Source organism: Cyanobium sp. T1B-Tous (genome assembly GCF_024345475.1).
GTDB lineage: Bacteria > Cyanobacteriota > Cyanobacteriia > PCC-6307 > Cyanobiaceae > Cyanobium_A.
Genome location: NZ_JAGQBE010000025.1, coordinates 1 through 16,224, shown reverse-complemented (window position 1 = coordinate 16,224; position 16,224 = coordinate 1). Strand labels below are relative to the sequence as shown.

The 16,224-nt window shown below is 67.8% G+C and carries 15 protein-coding genes and 1 pseudogene; 4 read left to right on the top strand and 12 right to left on the bottom strand.

The genetic code is table 11. From position 1 onward, the window contains the following. Positions 1-21: 21 nt before the first annotated feature. Positions 22-369 (top strand): diadenosine tetraphosphate hydrolase, encoded by a 348-nt coding sequence (locus KBY71_RS07580; RefSeq protein WP_315858540.1) that lies wholly within the window; start codon positions 22-24, stop codon positions 367-369. Between the two features lie 27 nt (positions 370-396). Here the strand turns inward: KBY71_RS07580 and clpB are convergent, their stop codons facing one another. Continuing rightward, complete coding sequence (clpB, locus tag KBY71_RS07575) at positions 397-3,027, bottom strand: ATP-dependent chaperone ClpB (protein ID WP_254928328.1); 2,631 nt, start codon at positions 3,025-3,027, stop codon at positions 397-399. A gap of 194 nt (positions 3,028-3,221) precedes the next feature. On the opposite strand from clpB, the gene KBY71_RS07570 reads away from it, so the two are divergent. Continuing rightward, positions 3,222-3,995 carry a hypothetical protein gene (locus KBY71_RS07570; RefSeq protein ID WP_254928327.1) on the top strand — a complete coding sequence of 258 codons (774 nt, stop codon included), beginning with the start codon at positions 3,222-3,224 and terminating at the stop codon, positions 3,993-3,995. On the opposite strand, the gene KBY71_RS07565 is transcribed toward KBY71_RS07570, so the two are convergent. Next, positions 3,977-4,273 (bottom strand): hypothetical protein, encoded by a 297-nt coding sequence (locus KBY71_RS07565; protein WP_254928326.1) that lies wholly within the window; start codon positions 4,271-4,273, stop codon positions 3,977-3,979. The genes KBY71_RS07570 and KBY71_RS07565 overlap by 19 nt on opposite strands. 74 nt (positions 4,274-4,347) lie before the next feature. Here KBY71_RS07565 and KBY71_RS07560 point away from each other — a divergent pair, with 74 nt between their 5' ends. Then, positions 4,348-4,551 carry a hypothetical protein gene (locus KBY71_RS07560; protein WP_254928349.1) on the top strand — a complete coding sequence of 68 codons (204 nt, stop codon included), beginning with the start codon at positions 4,348-4,350 and terminating at the stop codon, positions 4,549-4,551. Between the two features lie 120 nt (positions 4,552-4,671). Here KBY71_RS07560 and KBY71_RS07555 read toward each other — a convergent pair whose 3' ends face one another. The 10 genes from KBY71_RS07555 to KBY71_RS07510 form a co-directional block, all read right to left on the bottom strand. Beyond that, positions 4,672-5,013 carry a c-type cytochrome gene (locus tag KBY71_RS07555; protein ID WP_190389675.1) on the bottom strand — a complete coding sequence of 114 codons (342 nt, stop codon included), beginning with the start codon at positions 5,011-5,013 and terminating at the stop codon, positions 4,672-4,674. A gap of 108 nt (positions 5,014-5,121) precedes the next feature. Next, a complete protein-coding gene (locus KBY71_RS07550; RefSeq protein ID WP_254928325.1) occupies positions 5,122-5,508 on the bottom strand; it encodes a plastocyanin/azurin family copper-binding protein in 387 nt (128 codons plus the stop codon). Further along, positions 5,505-6,527 carry an NAD(P)-dependent oxidoreductase gene (locus tag KBY71_RS07545; RefSeq protein ID WP_254928324.1) on the bottom strand — a complete coding sequence of 341 codons (1,023 nt, stop codon included), beginning with the start codon at positions 6,525-6,527 and terminating at the stop codon, positions 5,505-5,507. The genes KBY71_RS07550 and KBY71_RS07545 overlap by 4 nt, the downstream gene beginning before the upstream one ends. Positions 6,528-6,535: 8 nt before the next feature. Further along, on the bottom strand, positions 6,536-7,594 hold the full coding sequence (hemE, locus tag KBY71_RS07540; protein ID WP_254928323.1) for a uroporphyrinogen decarboxylase: 1,059 nt from the start codon (positions 7,592-7,594) through the stop codon (positions 6,536-6,538). Positions 7,595-7,620: 26 nt separating this feature from the next. Then, positions 7,621-9,945 (bottom strand): 1,4-alpha-glucan branching protein GlgB, encoded by a 2,325-nt coding sequence (glgB, locus tag KBY71_RS07535; protein ID WP_254928322.1) that lies wholly within the window; start codon positions 9,943-9,945, stop codon positions 7,621-7,623. 42 nt (positions 9,946-9,987) lie between these two features. Next, on the bottom strand, positions 9,988-10,815 hold the full coding sequence (locus KBY71_RS07530; protein WP_254928321.1) for a DUF3887 domain-containing protein: 828 nt from the start codon (positions 10,813-10,815) through the stop codon (positions 9,988-9,990). Positions 10,816-10,837: 22 nt separating this feature from the next. After that, positions 10,838-12,430 carry a CocE/NonD family hydrolase gene (locus KBY71_RS07525; protein WP_254928320.1) on the bottom strand — a complete coding sequence of 531 codons (1,593 nt, stop codon included), beginning with the start codon at positions 12,428-12,430 and terminating at the stop codon, positions 10,838-10,840. Beyond that, positions 12,431-12,751, bottom strand: a complete 321-nt coding sequence (locus KBY71_RS07520) for a hypothetical protein (protein ID WP_254928319.1) — start codon at positions 12,749-12,751, stop codon at positions 12,431-12,433. It abuts the gene before it with no gap. 61 nt (positions 12,752-12,812) lie between these two features. Next, the gene (locus KBY71_RS07515; protein WP_254928318.1) at positions 12,813-13,196 is read right to left on the bottom strand and encodes a DUF4332 domain-containing protein; all 384 of its coding nucleotides are present in this window, start codon (positions 13,194-13,196) and stop codon (positions 12,813-12,815) included. Between the two features lie 2 nt (positions 13,197-13,198). Further along, positions 13,199-13,666 (bottom strand): DUF2518 family protein, encoded by a 468-nt coding sequence (locus KBY71_RS07510; protein ID WP_254928317.1) that lies wholly within the window; start codon positions 13,664-13,666, stop codon positions 13,199-13,201. Positions 13,667-13,731: 65 nt separating this feature from the next. Here KBY71_RS07510 and KBY71_RS07505 point away from each other — a divergent pair. Then, positions 13,732-16,224, top strand: a pseudogene (locus KBY71_RS07505) (hypothetical protein); the annotation flags it as partial.

Sequence of the window (16,224 nt, the reverse complement as noted above, 5' to 3'; positions counted from 1 at the left end):
GCGCCCCTGCTCGGGTGGTTGATGCTCGACAGTTGCCGCCACCTCGGTGGTCCCGCAGACTTCACACCCCTGGAAGCCCAGGCCTGGGGGCCTGCCGTGCAGTGGGCCAGTGCCCTAGTGCGCGAGCTCACGGGCTGCGATCGGGTGTATGCCATCGCCTTCGGGGAAGGGGCTCCCCATCTGCACCTGCACCTGATTCCCCGCTTTGCCCAGGATCCCCAGACGGCGGCCTGGTCGGTGGCAGACCACTACCGGGCTGTGGCTGCTGGGGAGCGGGCTGCCGCCCCCTCGGCCCAGGTGGCCGACCTGGTGATGCGGGCCCGTGATCTCCTCAAGCAGGGCGTGCTGGACGGCCCTGCGCACTCCTGAACGGAGTCGCCCTGCTCTCAGCGTTCGCTACACGAGCACCGGCAGCTTGGCGGGATCGCTTTGCTGGAAGCGCAGCCGCTGGCTGTCGCCCGCGGTCTCCACATCCACGGTGATCGTGTGGCCGCCGGTGAACTGCCCGCCGAGGATCCCCTTGGCGATCGGCGTTTCCAGTTCCCGCTGGATGGCCCGCTTGAGCGGCCTGGCCCCGTACACCGGGTCGTAGCCCACTCCCGCCAGCCAGTCGAGGGCATCGGCATTGAGCTGGAGTGCCAGCTTCTTGTCGTCCAGACGCCGGGCCAGTCGCTGCACCTGCAGTTCCACGATCTCACGCAGTTCCTCCTGCTTGAGGCTGTGGAAGATGATCGATTCATCCAGGCGGTTGAGGAACTCGGGGCGGAAGTGGCCCCGCAGGGCTTCGTTCACCCGGGCCTCCATCTCGCCGTGGCGGGCTGGATCGCCAGCCAGATCCAGGATCGAGGCGCTGCCGATGTTGCTGGTGAGGATCAGCACCGTGTTGGTGAAGTCCACCGTGCGGCCCTGGCCATCGGTGACGCGGCCGTCATCGAGGATCTGCAGCATCACGTTGAACACATCGGGGTGGGCCTTCTCCACCTCGTCAAACAGGATCACGGCGTAGGGCCGGCGCCGCACCGCTTCGGTGAGTTGGCCGCCCTCCTCGTAGCCCACGTAGCCCGGAGGGGCCCCGATCAGCCGGCTCACGGCGTGCTTCTCCATGTACTCGCTCATGTCGATGCGCACCATCGACTCCTCGGAGTCGAACAGCTGCGAGGCCAGGGCCTTGGAGAGCTCGGTCTTGCCCACCCCCGTGGGACCCAGGAAGAGGAAGCTGGCAATCGGCCGGTTCGGATCGCTGAGGCCGGCGCGGGAGCGCTGGATGGCATCGGCCACCGCCGTGACCGCCTGGGCCTGACCGATCACCCGGGTGTGCAGTTCTTCCTCGAGGTGGAGCAGCTTCTCCATCTCGCTCTGCACCAGCTTGGCCACTGGGATCCCGGTCCACTTGGCGATCACCTCGGCGATGTCGTCCTCGGTGACCTCCTCGCGCAGCAGGGTTTTGTCGCTGCCGCTGGCGTTGAGCTCCTCCTCCTTGGCCGCCAGCTTCTTGTGCAGGCCGGCGAGGGTGCCGTACTCCAGTTCAGCGGCCTTGTTGAGGTCGTAGTTGCGCTTGGCCTGCTCCACCTGCAGCTGCACCTGCTCGATCTCTTCCTTGAGGGCGCTGAGCTCATCGATCGAGCCCTTTTCCTGCTGCCACTGGGCATTGAGGGCGCTCTGCTGCTCGCTCAGGTCAGCCAGTTCCTTCTCGAGGCGCTCGAGCCGATCCCGGCTGGCCGGATCGGATTCGCGGCCCAGGGAGAGCTTCTCCATCTCCAGCTGCAGGATGCGGCGATCGAGTTCATCGATCTGCTCCGGCTTGGAGGTGATTTCCATCTTCAGCCGCGCGGCCGATTCATCCATCAGATCGATGGCCTTGTCCGGCAGGAAGCGATCGGCGATGTAGCGGCTGCTGAGCACGGCCGCAGCCACCAGGGCGTTGTCGGCGATGCGCACGCCGTGGTGCACCTCATAGCGCTCCTTCAGGCCCCGCAGGATCGAGATCGTGTCTTCCACGGTGGGCTGATCCACGAACACCTGCTGGAAGCGGCGCTCCAGGGCTGGATCTTTTTCGATGTGCTGGCGGTGCTCATCGAGGGTGGTGGCGCCAATGCAGCGCAGTTCGCCGCGGGCCAGCATCGGTTTGAGCAGGTTGCTGGCATCCATGGCGCCGCCACTGGCGCCGGCCCCCACCACCGTGTGAATCTCGTCGATGAACAGCACGATCTGGCCCTCGGAGGCCGTTACCTCCTTGAGCACGGCCTTGAGCCGCTCTTCGAATTCACCGCGGTATTTGGCACCGGCGATCAGGGCGCCCATGTCGAGCGACACGAGCTGACGGTTCTGCAAGGCCTGGGGCACATCGCCATTGACGATGCGCTGGGCCAGCCCTTCCACGATCGCTGTTTTGCCGACGCCGGGCTCGCCGATCAGCACCGGGTTGTTCTTGGTGCGGCGGCTGAGGATCTGGATCGTGCGGCGGATCTCCTCATCCCGGCCGATCACCGGATCGAGCTTGCCGTCACGGGCGGCCTTGGTGAGGTCGCGGCCGTACTTCTCGAGGGATTCGTAGGTGCCTTCGGGGTTTTGGTCGGTCACGGTCTGGCTGCCGCGGATGGCCTGCACCGCATCTTTCAGTTTGTCGGTGCTGGCACCGGCCTGGGAGAGCAACTGCTTGCCGCAGCGGTCATCAATGGCCAGGGCCAACAGCAGGTGCTCGATGGCGATGTAGCTGTCGCCATAGGTGCTCTTCAGGGCATCGGCCTGGTCGAGCACGGTGTTGAGGCCCTTGCCCAGATAGACGTTGTCGGGCGGCGCACTCAGGCTCGGCTGGGCGGCGATCCAGGCCTCCACCTTCTGGTTGAGGGTGCCCACGTCCACCCCGGCCTTGTCCAGAATCCGCCCCGCCAAACCCTGTTGTGCCAGCAGGGCCGCGAGCAGGTGCTCGCTTTCCATCTGCTGCTGGCGGCGCTGCTGGGCCAGTTGCTGGGCGGCCACCACGGAGGCCCAGGCTTTTTCGGTGAAGAGTTCGGCAGTGGGATGCATGGGAACCTCTGGGGTGGAGCCGTGGTTCAACGCTATGGGCATCGTTCCTGCCTGGCACCCCGGGAGGCCGAATCAGTCGGGGGTGAGAACCGGCCATCGGCCCAGATCTGGCCGTGGGGCTGTGAACGATGGCAGCAATCCGTGGCCCCACCGCGGCGGGGCCGCTAACTGTGCTGTAGCTCTCTGATCCCCCCATGCGGCGCCAGTTCCTTTCCGCCTGTCTGTTCAGCGTCCTGCTCGTGGAGGTGCTGTCGCCCTGTATGGCGCTGGCCCGCGGGGGCGGGGGCGGTGGATTTGGGGGTGGTGGCGGCCGGAGCTTTGGTGGTGGCGGAGCGGGCAGCTACCACTGGTCTGGTGGCGGCGACCGCGGTGTCGGCGGGCAGGCTGGCGGCGGGGATTGGCGAGGGGGCTACCAGGGCAATCACGTGATGTACGGCCCAGACACCCGCAGCAACTGGGGCAATACCAACCTGGATGGCAACCGGGTGAATAACAGCTTCGATAACGACACGTTCAACCGCCAGGTGAACGTGAACAACAATTTCTATAACCGCAGTTACAACGGCTGGAATGACAATTGGCGCAATGGCGGTTACTGGGGCAACCGTCCCTGGACTGCCGGTTGGTATGGGGGGTATGGCGGCTGGGGCTGGTGGGGCGCCAACGCGGCCGCCTGGGGGGTCGCCGGCCTGGCGACGGGGGCAGCGATCGGCAGCCTGGTGAATGCGGCGGCGAACCAGCAGTCGCCGCTGATTCAGGTGCCCTACACCAGCTACCAGCTCAACTACGGCTCGGTGGAAGCGGTGGGCAGCTACGGAGCCAGCTTCTTTTACACCGTGAACGGCACCCAGTTGCTGGGGGCGGCCAATTGCCAGCAGGGGCTGATGAACGGCCAGATTCCCACGGATGCCGACCAGGCCCAGCTGCTCAATGCCGTTTGCCAGGTGGCCTACGGCTCTGGGAGCTGAATCACCCCCGCATCGGGGCCGCAGAGCTTGAGAGGACAGCCATCGGCCCCATACACGGCATCAGCCGGGGAAAGGCAGCCCATGGCGTTCTTGGCCTTCACCTGGTCGGGCTGGATCCGTTTGGGCTGCACGATCTGCTGGTTGGGGGGGACCACCAGCGGGCAGCTTGGCTTGGGCGTGTATTGGGCCTGACTGGGCTCAGCCCAGGACCCCACGCCCACAACGATGGCTGAGAGGGTTGCCATGGAGAGGGTTGGCAGGGGAAGGCGGGCCGGCATCCCGAAGGGCTGGGTCAGACTGGCCCCACTCTGGCCCTCGGCCCGAGGTTTTGACCGCTCTGTTGTCAGCCGTGATGGATGCACCCGATCAGCACTTGCTTGAGCGCCTGGCCACCGAATCCCGGGAGTTCGATGCCACTGGAAAGGATCCGGAACGCAATTGCTGGCTGGCCGTGCACCGTCATGTGCACGGGGTGCTGCCCAGTGAATACGACATCCGCGACGTGCCTGAGGAGCTCTACCTGGCCGTGCTGGCGGAGCGCCGCTCCCAGGACTAGGGGGATCCCGTTCTGGATACGGTTTGACCCAGGTGGATCGCGGTGCCATGAAAAAACCCCGGCCTGGGCCGGGGTTGAAAACGCTGGTTGTGGGCTGAGGGAATCAGCCGTGGCTGCAGATCAGGCCCAGCCCTTGGAGGACATGTCCTCGACGTAGGCGGCGACGTCGGCAATGTCACCTTCGCTCAGCTTGCCGCCGAAGGCGGGCATGGCGTTCTTGCCGTTGGTCACCTGGTAAGCAATGGCCGCTTCGTGGCCGCTGCTGTAGTTGGCCAGGTAGGCCTCGAGGGCATCCTGCTTGAGGGTCCGCTCGGCGTTCACCACGTTGCCGCCACCCATGTGGCAGGCGGCGCAGTTGGCGGAGAAGATCTGGCCACCGTGGGCCACATCGGCAGCAAAACTCGGAGCTGCACCCAGCACGAGCGCCAGGCAGAGAGCGATCAGGGAGAAGAGTCGGCGCATGGGAGGGCGCTTTCAAAGCACGGGCAACTCGCCAAAATTAAGGCGTGATCGGTGCTGGTGTGACCCCTGCCAGCCAGGTTCGCAACATTTGCCACACATGCCCGTTGCTCAGGGCTCCAGACCGGCCTCAAGCACCTCGATTTCGGCGGTCATGCCCGCGGCCCGGTGGGGTTCGCACCAGATCGCATAGCGGCCTGGGCTGTCGAAGGTCTGCTCCCAGCTCTCGCCCACCCCAAAACTCAGGGGTTCGTGACTCCATTCCGGATGGCCCGCCACGATCAGGTTGTGGGGCCCCAGGCCTCCCACCTCAAACCGGACCCGTTCTCCGGCGGTGATTGTCAGCCGCTCCGGCTGGAACACCAGAAATCCCTCCTCGCTGCCCAGCCGCATCAGGGCTGGGGTGCCGGAGGCTTGGGCCGGAAGCAGCACGCCCATCAGCACCACTAGCCCCAGCAGCAGGCCAGCGAGCCTCCCCACCAGCCGTGTGGGGCTCATCGTTTCGGCAGGCCTCGGTGGGGCAGGCCCGCCGTTTCGAACACCGCCGCCAGGTTGGGTGCGTGGCTCACCAGGCCGAAGCGTTCCGGGGGGCTCACCGGCTCGTGCACGAAGTGGCGCTGGCGGATCGAGAAGCGATCCCAGGCATTCACTTCGATCCGCAGCAGCTTGATCAGGGCTTCAATCAACCAGCCCTGCAGGTCGAGGCCCAGGGGCGGTCGCCAGCTGCGGCGCCAGCGGCAGAGCTGGGTCACGGTGTCATTCACGCTGATCACCGGCTGCCCCAACACCAGTCTGCGCAGCGCGCCCTGCCCGGGTTCCGGGTTGGGCTGATGGGGCTGGGTGGCCAGGTGCACGCACACCCGGGCGATGTCAGCGGCATGGATGAAATGGAAGCTGGCATCCGCCCGCAGCCATTTCGCCAGCCACAGCCAGCGGCAGGCCTCGCCGACCCCTGCGGTGAGGTAGCTGGTGGGGAAGGGCCCTTGGCCATCCACCCGGCCACCGAACACCAGGGTGGGGAACACGGCCACGATCCTGGCGGCTAGCGGGTGGGTCTCGAGCTGTTGCAGGCAGAGCGCCTTGGTTTGGATGTATTCGGTGCCCTCGCTGAGGGCTTCGGGCAGCAGCTGCAACTGGCGGTCGAGCACCGAGGCGGTGGAGAACACGATCACCTGCTCCAGCCACTCGGGGGTGGTGAAGGCCAGCAGCTGTTTCACCGCCACCACGTTCACCGCCATGGCCCGCTCGGGGTCACCCCAGGCGGTGGCCGTGTGGATCACCCGGGTGGCGGTAGCAATCGCGCCGGCATGGGCGGTCAGGTCCCGCAGGTCGGCCACCAGCAGGGTGATGCGGGGATCGTCGGCCGGCACCGCGGTGAGCTTGGCCGGATCGCGCAGCAGCAGCAGCAGCTCGGCGTCGGTCTCCTGGTACAGCTGGGCTGCAATGTGCTGGCCCACGCAGCCGGAGGCGCCGGTGATCAGGATCCGGGCTGGCCGGGCGGTTGCGGCTGGTGGCACCGCCGTGCTCAAACCGCGGCTCCGAGGCGCTCCATCACGCTCTTGCCGGCCTCAAAGAAGGCGCGGCCGTTCTCTTCCGGCGTGCCCGGCAGGATGCCGTGGCCCAGGTTGAGGATGTGCTTGCGGCCGCGGGCCTTGCGCACGGTGTCGTCGATGCGGTCCCGGATGGCTTCCGGTGTGCCGAACAGGAGGCCCGGATCCACGTTGCCCTGCACGCCCACGTGTTCCGGCAGGCGGGCCAGCCCTTCGGCCATGTCCACGGTCCAGTCAAGCGACACGATGTCCACGCCCGTGCGGGCCATCCGCTCGATCACGCCGGCGCTGCCGGAGATGTAGAGGATGAAGGGGGTGTCGGGGTGGGTCTGCTTGACCAGGTCGACGACCTTCTTTTGGTAGGGAGCGGCGAAGGTGTCGTAATCCATGGGGCTGAGCTGGCCGGCCCAGGAATCGAACATCTGCACCACCTGGGCACCGGAATCGATCTGGTAGCGCAGATAGGTGGCGATCGATGTGGCGAAGTGATCGAGCAGCTTGTGCAGCAGCGCCGGCTCCCGGAACGCCATCGCCTTGATCACGGCGTAGTTCTTTGAGCTCTTGCCCTCCACCACGTAGGCGGCCAGGGTCCAGGGGGCACCCACGAAACCGAGCACGGCGGCTTCATCGCCCACGGACTGGCGCAGGCGGGTGAGCACTTCCCCCACGAACGGCATGGTTTCGGCGGGCTGCAGGGGGCGCAGCGCCTCCACCTGGGCCATGCTGCGGATCGGGTCCTGGATCAGGGGGCCCTGGCTCTCCACGATGTCGAAGTCGATGCCCATGCCGGGCAGCGGCGTGAGGATGTCGGAGAACAGGATCACGCCATCGGGCTTGAAGGCGTGGAAGGGCTGCATGGAGATCTCATAGGAGAGATCCGGGTTCTCTGAGCGCTCCCGGAAACCGGGGTGGCGGTCGCGCAGGTCGCGGTACACCTTCATGTAGCGACCCGCCTGGCGCATCATCCACACCGGCGGTCGCTCCACCTGCTCACCTCGGGCGGCGCGCAGCAGCAGGGGGGCGGTTCCGGTCATGGGGTCAAGCAGAGCGAAGCGCGAACTTACCCGAGCATGCGACCGGTTTCGGCGGCTTCGTCACAGGTGTCCGCATCCCGTTCCTGGCTCCGCTTTTCATCGCGTCGGAACACCAGGACCGACAGGGGCGGCAGACAGAGATCCAGGGAGTTCTCGTAACCGTGAATGCCCCACTCATCGGTGAACTTGCCGCCCAGGTTGCCCAGGTTGCTGCCGCCGTAGCGCTCGGCGTCGGTGTTGAACGCTTCCTCGTAGAAGCCCTCGAGGGGCACGCCCACCCGGTAGTGGGAATGGCTCTGGGGCGTGAAGTTGGCCACCACCACCAGCCAGCGGCCCGTGGCACTTTCGCGGCGCATGAAGCTGATGATCGAGTGGCGGTTGTCGTTGCAATCGATCCACTGGAAGCCGAACTCACTGAAGTCATCGCCCCAGAGGGCGCGCTCGGATTTGTAGAAGACGTTGAGGTCGTCCACGAGGCGCTGCAGTCCCTGGTGGGCGTCGTATTGCAGCAGGTCCCACTGCAGATCCCCCCAGACGTTCCATTCGGCCCGCTGGCCGAACTCCATCCCCATAAAGATGGTTTTCTTGCCCGGGTGGGTCCACATGTAGGCCAGCAGGGCGCGCACGTTGGCAAATTTCTGCCAGTCGTCACCTGGCATCTTGTGCAGCAGGTTGCTCTTGCCGTGCACCACTTCATCGTGGCTCAGCGCCAGCATGAAGTTCTCGGTGAAGGCGTACCAGATCGAGAAGGTGACGTTGTTCTGATGGAACTGGCGGAACCACGGATCCAGCTCGAAGTAATCGAGCATGTCGTGCATCCAGCCCATGTTCCACTTCAGGTTGAACCCGAGGCCGCCGATGTTGGTGGGTTGGGTGACCATCGGCCAGGTGGTGGATTCCTCAGCGATCGAGAGGGCGCCGGGGAAGTGCTCAAACAGCACGTGGTTGGCCTGTTGCAGAAAGCGCACCGCCTCGGTGTTTTCGCGGCCGCCGTGTTCGTTGGGGAGCCACTCGCCATCGGGGCGCAGGTAGTCGCGGTAGAGCATCGAGGCCACCGCGTCCACGCGGATGCCGTCGATGTGGAACTGTTCAAACCAGAACACCAGGTTCGCCACCAGGAAGTTGCGAACTTCATTGCGGCTGTAGTTGAAAATCAACGTGCCCCATTCCTTGTGCTCGCCGATGCGCGGATCGGCATGCTCGTAGAGGTGGGCGCCATCGAAGAAGGCCAGGCCGTGGGCGTCCTTGGGGAAGTGGCCGGGCACCCAGTCGAGGATGACGCCGATGCCCTCGGCGTGGCAGCGATCCACGAAGGCCCGGAATTCATCCGGGCTGCCAAAGCGGCTGGTGGGGGCGTACCAACCGGTCACCTGGTAGCCCCAGGAGCCATCGAAGGGATGCTCCGAGATCGGCATCAGCTCGATGTGGGTGAAGCCCCGTGCCTTCACGTAGGGAATCACCCGATCGGCCAGTTCCGGATAGGTGAGCAGGCGTGCCCCAGGCTTCAGATCGGCGGCAGGCACCGGCGGGCGCGGCGTGCCATCGGCTTCGATGTAGGGCTGGTCGGCAGCGGCGTGCATCCAGCTGCCCAGATGCATCTCGTACACCGACACCGGTTGATCCAGTGGGTTGCGGCTGTCCCGCTCTGCCATCCAGGCCCCATCCGCCCAGGCGTGCCCCGAAGGCGCTTCCACGATGGAGCCGTTGTTGGGCCTCACTTCGTGGCGGAAGCCGTAGGGATCGGCCTTCTGGTAGCAGTGGCCGTTCTGGGCCCGTACTTCGTATTTGTAGATCTCGCCGGGCTTCAACCCCGGGATGAACAGTTCCCAGGAGCCCCCCACCCGGGACTGCATCGGGTGATGGCGGCCATCCCAGCTGTTGAAGTTGCCGAGTACGGCCACGCTGCGCGCGTTCGGTGCCCACAGGCAGAACTGCACGCCACGGATGCCGTTGTGTTCCACCACATGGGCCCCCATCCGGCGCCAGATGTGGTGGTGGTTGCCCTCGGCGAAGAGCAGCCGGTCGAGCTCTCCCATCCACTCATGGCGGAACGACCAGGGATCGTGCTGGACATGTTCAATGCCGCCTCGCAGCACCCGCAGCTGATACCCACTGCCGGGGTCGTGGCCGAGTTCCGCCTCGAAGACCCAGGGGTGGTTGGGGGTGGCCATCGCCAGGGTGCGCCCGTCCACCAGCAGCTCAACCCGCTCGGCTTCCGGCATCCAGATCCGCACCACCCAGCTGCCGTTCTCCAGCGGCTGGGAACCCAACACGGCGAAGGGATGGTCGTGGCTGCACTCGGCCAGCCTCTGGGCGTCTTGCACCATCCAATCAAGGCTGAGCAAGGACATGAACCACCAGCAGTCGCGCCGCGAGCTTAGGCGGCTTTTCCCTCAGCGAACCGGCTTGGGAGCGATTGGATCGCTGGGGAAATCCACACCAATGATCTCGTTGTTGCTGTTGAGGATCACGAACAGGGAGTCGCTCAGGCGGTTGAACTCGGTGTTCACCAGCACGAGCCTCTGATCGGCGTTGCTCTCGGCCTCCACTGCCCGGCGGATGCGCACGAACGAGCCCGTCTGTCGCTGCAGTTGTTGCCAGCGCGCCTGCAGGGTGGAAGCTCCGATCTCCTTCTGCAGTGGCAGGCTCATGTAGCTGCGGGCTGAGATGAAGTGCCCTGCGCTCAGGGCCGTGACAAACCGCCTGGCCACCAGGCTGGGGGCCTCGTCGGTGAGATCCAGGTGGTAGCCGCTGAGTTTGCCCTCGGGGTTGAGCACCAGGAAGAGGTCCTGTTGGCCCCGGCTGGTGCTGATGCTGGCCTCCACGGTGGTGGTGCGCAGCCCGCTCTGGACGCTCAACAGGGTCCAGTTCAGCAGCTTGGGCTGGGTCTTCATGGTGGTGGCCACCATGGAGGGGCTGCTCACTGCCTTGAGTTCCTCGGAGAACTGGCTGTAACGCAGGTTGGCGTCCCCGTTTTTCACCGCCTCCAGGATGCGGTTGGCCGCCGCACGGGCCTCTTCCACGCTGAGGGCAGGCCGGCTCGCGGTGCTGCTGGGGGCCTGGGCCCAGGCACCCGTTCCCATGGCTCCAGGGGCGACCCCCAGGCCGACACTGAGTCCGCTGGCCAGAGCCAACAGGCCCAGGCTCTGGACTGCACCGCGGCGGACGGCACCGCGGCGGACGGCAGGCAGGAGGGCGGAGCGCAGGGGGCGCATCGGCATCAGGGGGACTGGGGAAGTCGGCTCAGTTTGCCCCAAGTTCCCCGTGCAGGAGGGGCAGCAGCTCCAATTCGGCTCCGGTGAGATCCAACTCCAGGGTGATCACCCGGTGACGGGGCCCGGTCGGTCCGGCGGGAACGGTGCCATCTCCGGGGTTCACGGCGATCTGCGGCCAGGCCGATCCCGCCAGGGACAGCCGCAGCCGGTCGCCCCTCTCCAGGCTGGCTCGCAGGGGCTGGAGCTCCAGGGCCAGGCTGGTGGGCTCACCTGGCACCTGCTGGAATCGCCCCACGCCGGTGGCGAGCTGCTCCACCACACCGCTCGGCTGCACCCGCGACAGGGCGGCGCAGAGGTCGAAGCTGGGCTGGTCTGCCCCCACGCGGATCCGCAGCCGCGGCAGACCTTCCAGGGTCAACGGACTGTCGAGCGGAGGGCCGCTGAAACAGGCCACATCCGTGCGGCGATCTATGGCCTGCCGATCGCAGGGCCCGGGATCCAGTCCCAGGTGTCCTCCTCGGGCGGGCACGGGCCGCCACGGATCGTGCACCAAGGTCACACCGCCCGATCCAGGGTGGTGGGCCCGCAGGGCCCCCTCGGTGGCATCGACCCCGGCCAAGCCCCCACTGGTCAGCCCCCAGCCCATGGGCCCGCCCTGGCCTGCGGGGGCCTGCCAACGCCGGCTGATCCCCTCTTCCAGCAGCACGGGCGTGCCGAGCTCAACCGGGGCGGGCTGACCCTGCAGGTGGTGCTGAAAAAAGGCCAGCTGCAGGCGATCGACGCCTCCCTGCCAATCCAGGTGGGTCCAGGCCCCGATCCGCAGCAGGGGCTCGCCGCCGGCGGCACGGCTCTGCTTCCACAGGTCCAGGATGCCGCGCAGGTGGGGGTCATACCAGCCGCCGATCAACAGCATGGGGCGACGCAGCAGCGATGCCGCCGGTTGATGCACCACCCAGCCCTCGCTGAGGTGGCAGGGGCGCTGCAGCCAGCGGTAGGCCATGCCCTGGGGATCGAACCGTTCCAGCAGGGCCAGCCCGTCGTGGAGACAGCTGCCGCTCTCGAGGCTGCGGCGGATGGTCTGCCAGCCGGCCCCATCGCCGAGCCGTTGGCAGCGCTGCGCCGCGAGTTGCAGGCCCCAGCCCACCCCCAGGGCCCACCAGTGGGCTCCCCCCTCGCTGGCCCAGTGCTGCCGCTCATCGAGCCCGGCCATGGCTGGGGCCAGGCAGTCGGGGATGGCCTGTGGGTCGTCGCTGAGCAGCTGGGTCAGCCCTTGGTAGGAGAAGCCATAGCTGCCCACCCTCCCCGTGCTGCCCTCAAGCCCGCGGGCCCAGCGGATGGTGTCGGCCCCGTCGGCGGCCTCCTGCTCAAATCCCCTGAACTCCCCTTCGGAGTCGCCGCGACCGCGCACGTCCTGCACCACCACGAGAAAGCCGTGGGAGGCGTACCAACTGGGATGGGCGTAGGTGACGGTGGAGGCGATCGCCCTGCCGTAGGGCTGGCGCATCAACAGCACGGGCCAGGGGCCGTTGCCTTCTGGAGACCAAAGGCGACAGGCCAGTCGGATGCCGTCGCGGCAGGGCATCCACGCATCGCGCCAATGCACGGCGGGGGAGGGGCGCATTCAGCGCACGTCAGGGCAGTGGAGGCCCACTACATAGGTGGTCAGCACCTCCGCATCCATCGGGCTCAGGTTTTCCTGGCGTGCGATCTGGGCCACCGCCTGCTGAGAGGTGGCCGAGAGCCCCTGGGCGTTGAAGCTGCGCAGCTGGGTGCAGAGAGCCTGGGCCCGCGCCGGGTTCTGTTTGACGGATTCCAGCAGCTGGGATTGGGCTCCCGCCGGCCAAGGGGTGGCGGCAAGGCCGATCAGCACACCGCTGGTGGAGGCCAGCAGCGCCAGCAACCCTTTGAGCACGGGCTGGGGGGAGGGGGGGAGGAACGCCATGGGGAGTCCCCGACTTCCCCTATTTCAGTCACCGATGGGGCGGGGTGGCGGGCCCCCTGGATCAGTTCGTGGGGCGGCGTTGGGCCCGCCGGATCCAGCCCTGCAGGGTCGTGAGATCCAGCATCGGTGCCGCCATGCCCGTGAGACTGCGTTGCAGCCGGCCCATCTGCACGAGCAGGCGGTGGGGATCGGCGTTGGCCAGCCCTGCGCTGGTCGCGATTCCCGCGTAGAGCAGCAGGGCTGCTTCCGCTGGCTCCAGCCCCACCTCCACCACCAGGCGGGCCTGTCCCCTGAGCTTGATCAGCCGGGCCTCACTGGCGCCGCCGCTCCTTCCCAGACGACGCAGGTCTCCATCGTCGACACAGGCCAGCTGGGCCCAGCTGGCAATGCCGGCCCGCTCGAGTTGGCGTTGCTCCCGCTGAAAGTGGGCCGGAAGCTGCCACATGGTCAGGGCTGCAGCACGACGGCACCGCTGGCCAGGCTGCGGGTGGCTTCCGCCATCACCACGGGTTGGCTGAGTCCGGGGCCGACCGCCTCCACCCGGCGCAGGCGGACGTGCACCAGGCCATCGGCGCTGCTGCGACCCCCACCCCGCAGGTTGGCGGCCACCTGTTGCACCGTGGGCGCCGCGGCAGCCTCGGCCAGATCGGCGGGCGCGGCTGCCACCACCAGATCACTGCCGTTGTCGTACACGATCGGCACGCTCACCGCCCCGTCCAGCTGCACCCGGGGGGTGTAGCTCACGGCAAAGGCCAGGCAGGAGACGGCCAGCAACGCCGTGAAGCTGGTGACTCCCACCAGGCGGAAGCGGATTCCCCAACGGCTCAGGTAGCCCACCACGGTGGCCAGGGCCAGCACCCCGCTGGCGGCCCCCAGCCATTGGCCCGCTATCAGCAGAATCGGATCAGCGGCCATGGGTCTGGAGTCGTCGCGTCAGGGCCTTTATATTGCGCCGGACGCAGGCGGTGGCAGCCCAGGGAATGGCGGTGTTGCCAGAGCAGGAACCCGGGCCGCCCCTCCCCCCGCAGCGCCATTCCCCCCTGACCTCCGCCTCGGCTTCAGCGGTGGTCAGGCTGGTGGGTGGTCTGGCCCTCGCTGGGGGCACCACGGTTGTGGGGCTGTGGGCGGCAGACCAGGCCCTGCGGCGTGCCTATCAGCACTGGAAGCCCCGGTTGGAGCAACCCCTGACCAGGGTGCTCGGCCATCCCGTTCGGCTGGGGGCCTACCAGGGTTTGGGTTGGGGTGGCCTCCACGTGGGCCCCACCCAGATCGGCCCTGGTCCGGTCGAGGGCTCCAGGGTGTCCATCCGGACCGTGGCGGTGAGCCTGGACCCCCTGGCCAGCCTGCGCCAACGGCTACCCGTGCTGCAGGTGAGCCTGGCGGGGGTTCGAGCTGAGCTGAAACCCAATGCCCAGGGCCAGTTCTGGGTGCTGGGCCGCCTGCCCGCCGGCGCCCGGGCGCCCCGGCTGGATGTGCGGTTGCGCTTGGCCGATCCCGCCCTGGTGAGCCTGGCCCCTTCGGGCCAGATGTTTCGGGTTTCCGCTCGCCTCGGCCTGCGCACCCACCGGGGCCAGCTCGAGCTGGACGGTCGCCTCCGGCCCCTCCAGGGGCCCGGTGCGATGGCCGTGCGACTCGATGGCAACTGGAGAAGCCAGCAGTGGTTGGGTCGGCTGCGCAGCGAGGTCTTTCCCCTCAGCTCCCTCCAGAGCCTGGTGCGCCTGCCCGGTCAGCTCTCCGGCCGTGTCGATGGCAGCCTTCAATTGACTTGGCAGAACCAGCGCCCCGCTTGCCGGGGGGAGCTTCAGATCCAGCAGCTGCGCTGGCGTCCCCGGACGAGCCAGGCCCGCCTCGACGTTCCCCTGGGCAGTCTGCGCTGCCAAGCCCAGACCCTGGAGCTGGCCAGGTCCAGCTGGCGTTGGGTCCAGCCCGGCTCCCGGGAGCTGCAGGGCACGCTCCAGTTGGCGGGCCGTTGGACCCGTCAACAGTGGGAGCTCAAGCAGCTGCTCCTGGGCCGTGGCGCGTCCTGGCTTCGGCTTCAGGGTCAGGTGGGCCAGCGTCTGGCGCTCAGCGGCAGCTGGCGCCTGCGGCCGAGGGATCTGCCCCTCCAGGCGGGCAGTCCCCCCTGGTTGCTCGACCAGCTGGTGACAGGCTCTCTCGACGCCCGGGGACCCTGGACCCAGCCCTGGCTGCAGGCCCGTTTCGGCCAGTCCAGCAACCCCCTGCTCGGCCGCTGGGATGCGGTGCTGCACTGGCGCGATCAGCAGCTGGAACTCGAACGCCTGCGCAGCCCTTACCTCCATGCCCGTGGGGTGTTGCCCCTGGCGGTGCGGGCCGGACGGGGCCTGGTGCCCGGCAGCTTGGACCTGCGTCTTGAGCTCGAGCGCTACCCCTTGAGCCGCCTGGATCTGCTGGTTGGAGCCCCCCTGCAGGGCGCTTTGCAGGCGTCGGGTCGGGTGCGGGGCCCGCTGTCGGCCCTCACCCCGGAGCTGGACCTCTGGATCGACCAACCCGGGGCCGGTCCAATCAGCTTGCGGGAAACCTGGCAGGGGCAGTGGCTTGGGGAAGCGGCCGGAGGCGGTCGCCTGCGCATGGAGGCCCTGGCCCCGGCTCCGGTGGGCCTGCTGGAGGCCCGTTTTGATTCCCGCTGGGTGCCCCGTCAGTTGGAGATCCGGCGGGACGCCGGCACCCTGGCCCTGGCCGGCCGACCGAGGGGGTACCGCTGGCAGGCGAGTCGACTGCCCCTCGATGGCCTGCAACTCGCCCTCGGGCCCCAGGGGCGCCGCCAGCCGCTCCAGGGGCGCCTCAGTGGCCAGGGTCTGCTGGAGCTCCAGCCGCTGGCCTTCAGCGGCACCGCCCAGTTGGATCGGCCGGTGTTTCTTGGGGTCTGGGGGCAATCTGCCCAGGCCACCTTCCGTTACGGCGATCGCCGCTATCAGGCCCGGGGCAGCCTGTCCCCCCTGGGGGGCGGGGAGCTGGCGGTGGATTGGAGCGGCCTCTGGAACGGGCCTTTTCGCTCCCGTCTCGAGGGCCGGCAGTTGTCGACCCGGTTCCTGCAGCAACTGGCGCGGGCCTGGCCCCAGTGGCGCGGTGGGGGCGAGCCGATCGGGGGACGGGCCAGTGACATCGGCAGCCTGCTGATCGACACCTTCGGGGGCACCGTGCAGGACCAGCTGCGCGCCCTCGACCTGGCCCGCCAGCGCGTCGGGCTTGCCCGGGCGGAGCGCGACAGCCGGCTCACTCCCCAGGAGCGTCTGCAGCAGCTTGCTGGCAGCGTGGACCTCGACCTCAGCCTGGCGGGTCCTTCCCTGCTTTCAGCCCGCGCCGATCTGGAGGCGCGCGCCCAGCTCTGGTTGCCGGAGCAGGATCTGGACAGGGCCCTCACCAAGGTGCCGCTGGTGGCCCGGTTCCAGGGTCCCCTGCGCCAGGGGGCCGGTGAGTTCAGCCTGGCCGACCTGCCGCTGGAGCTGCTGGCC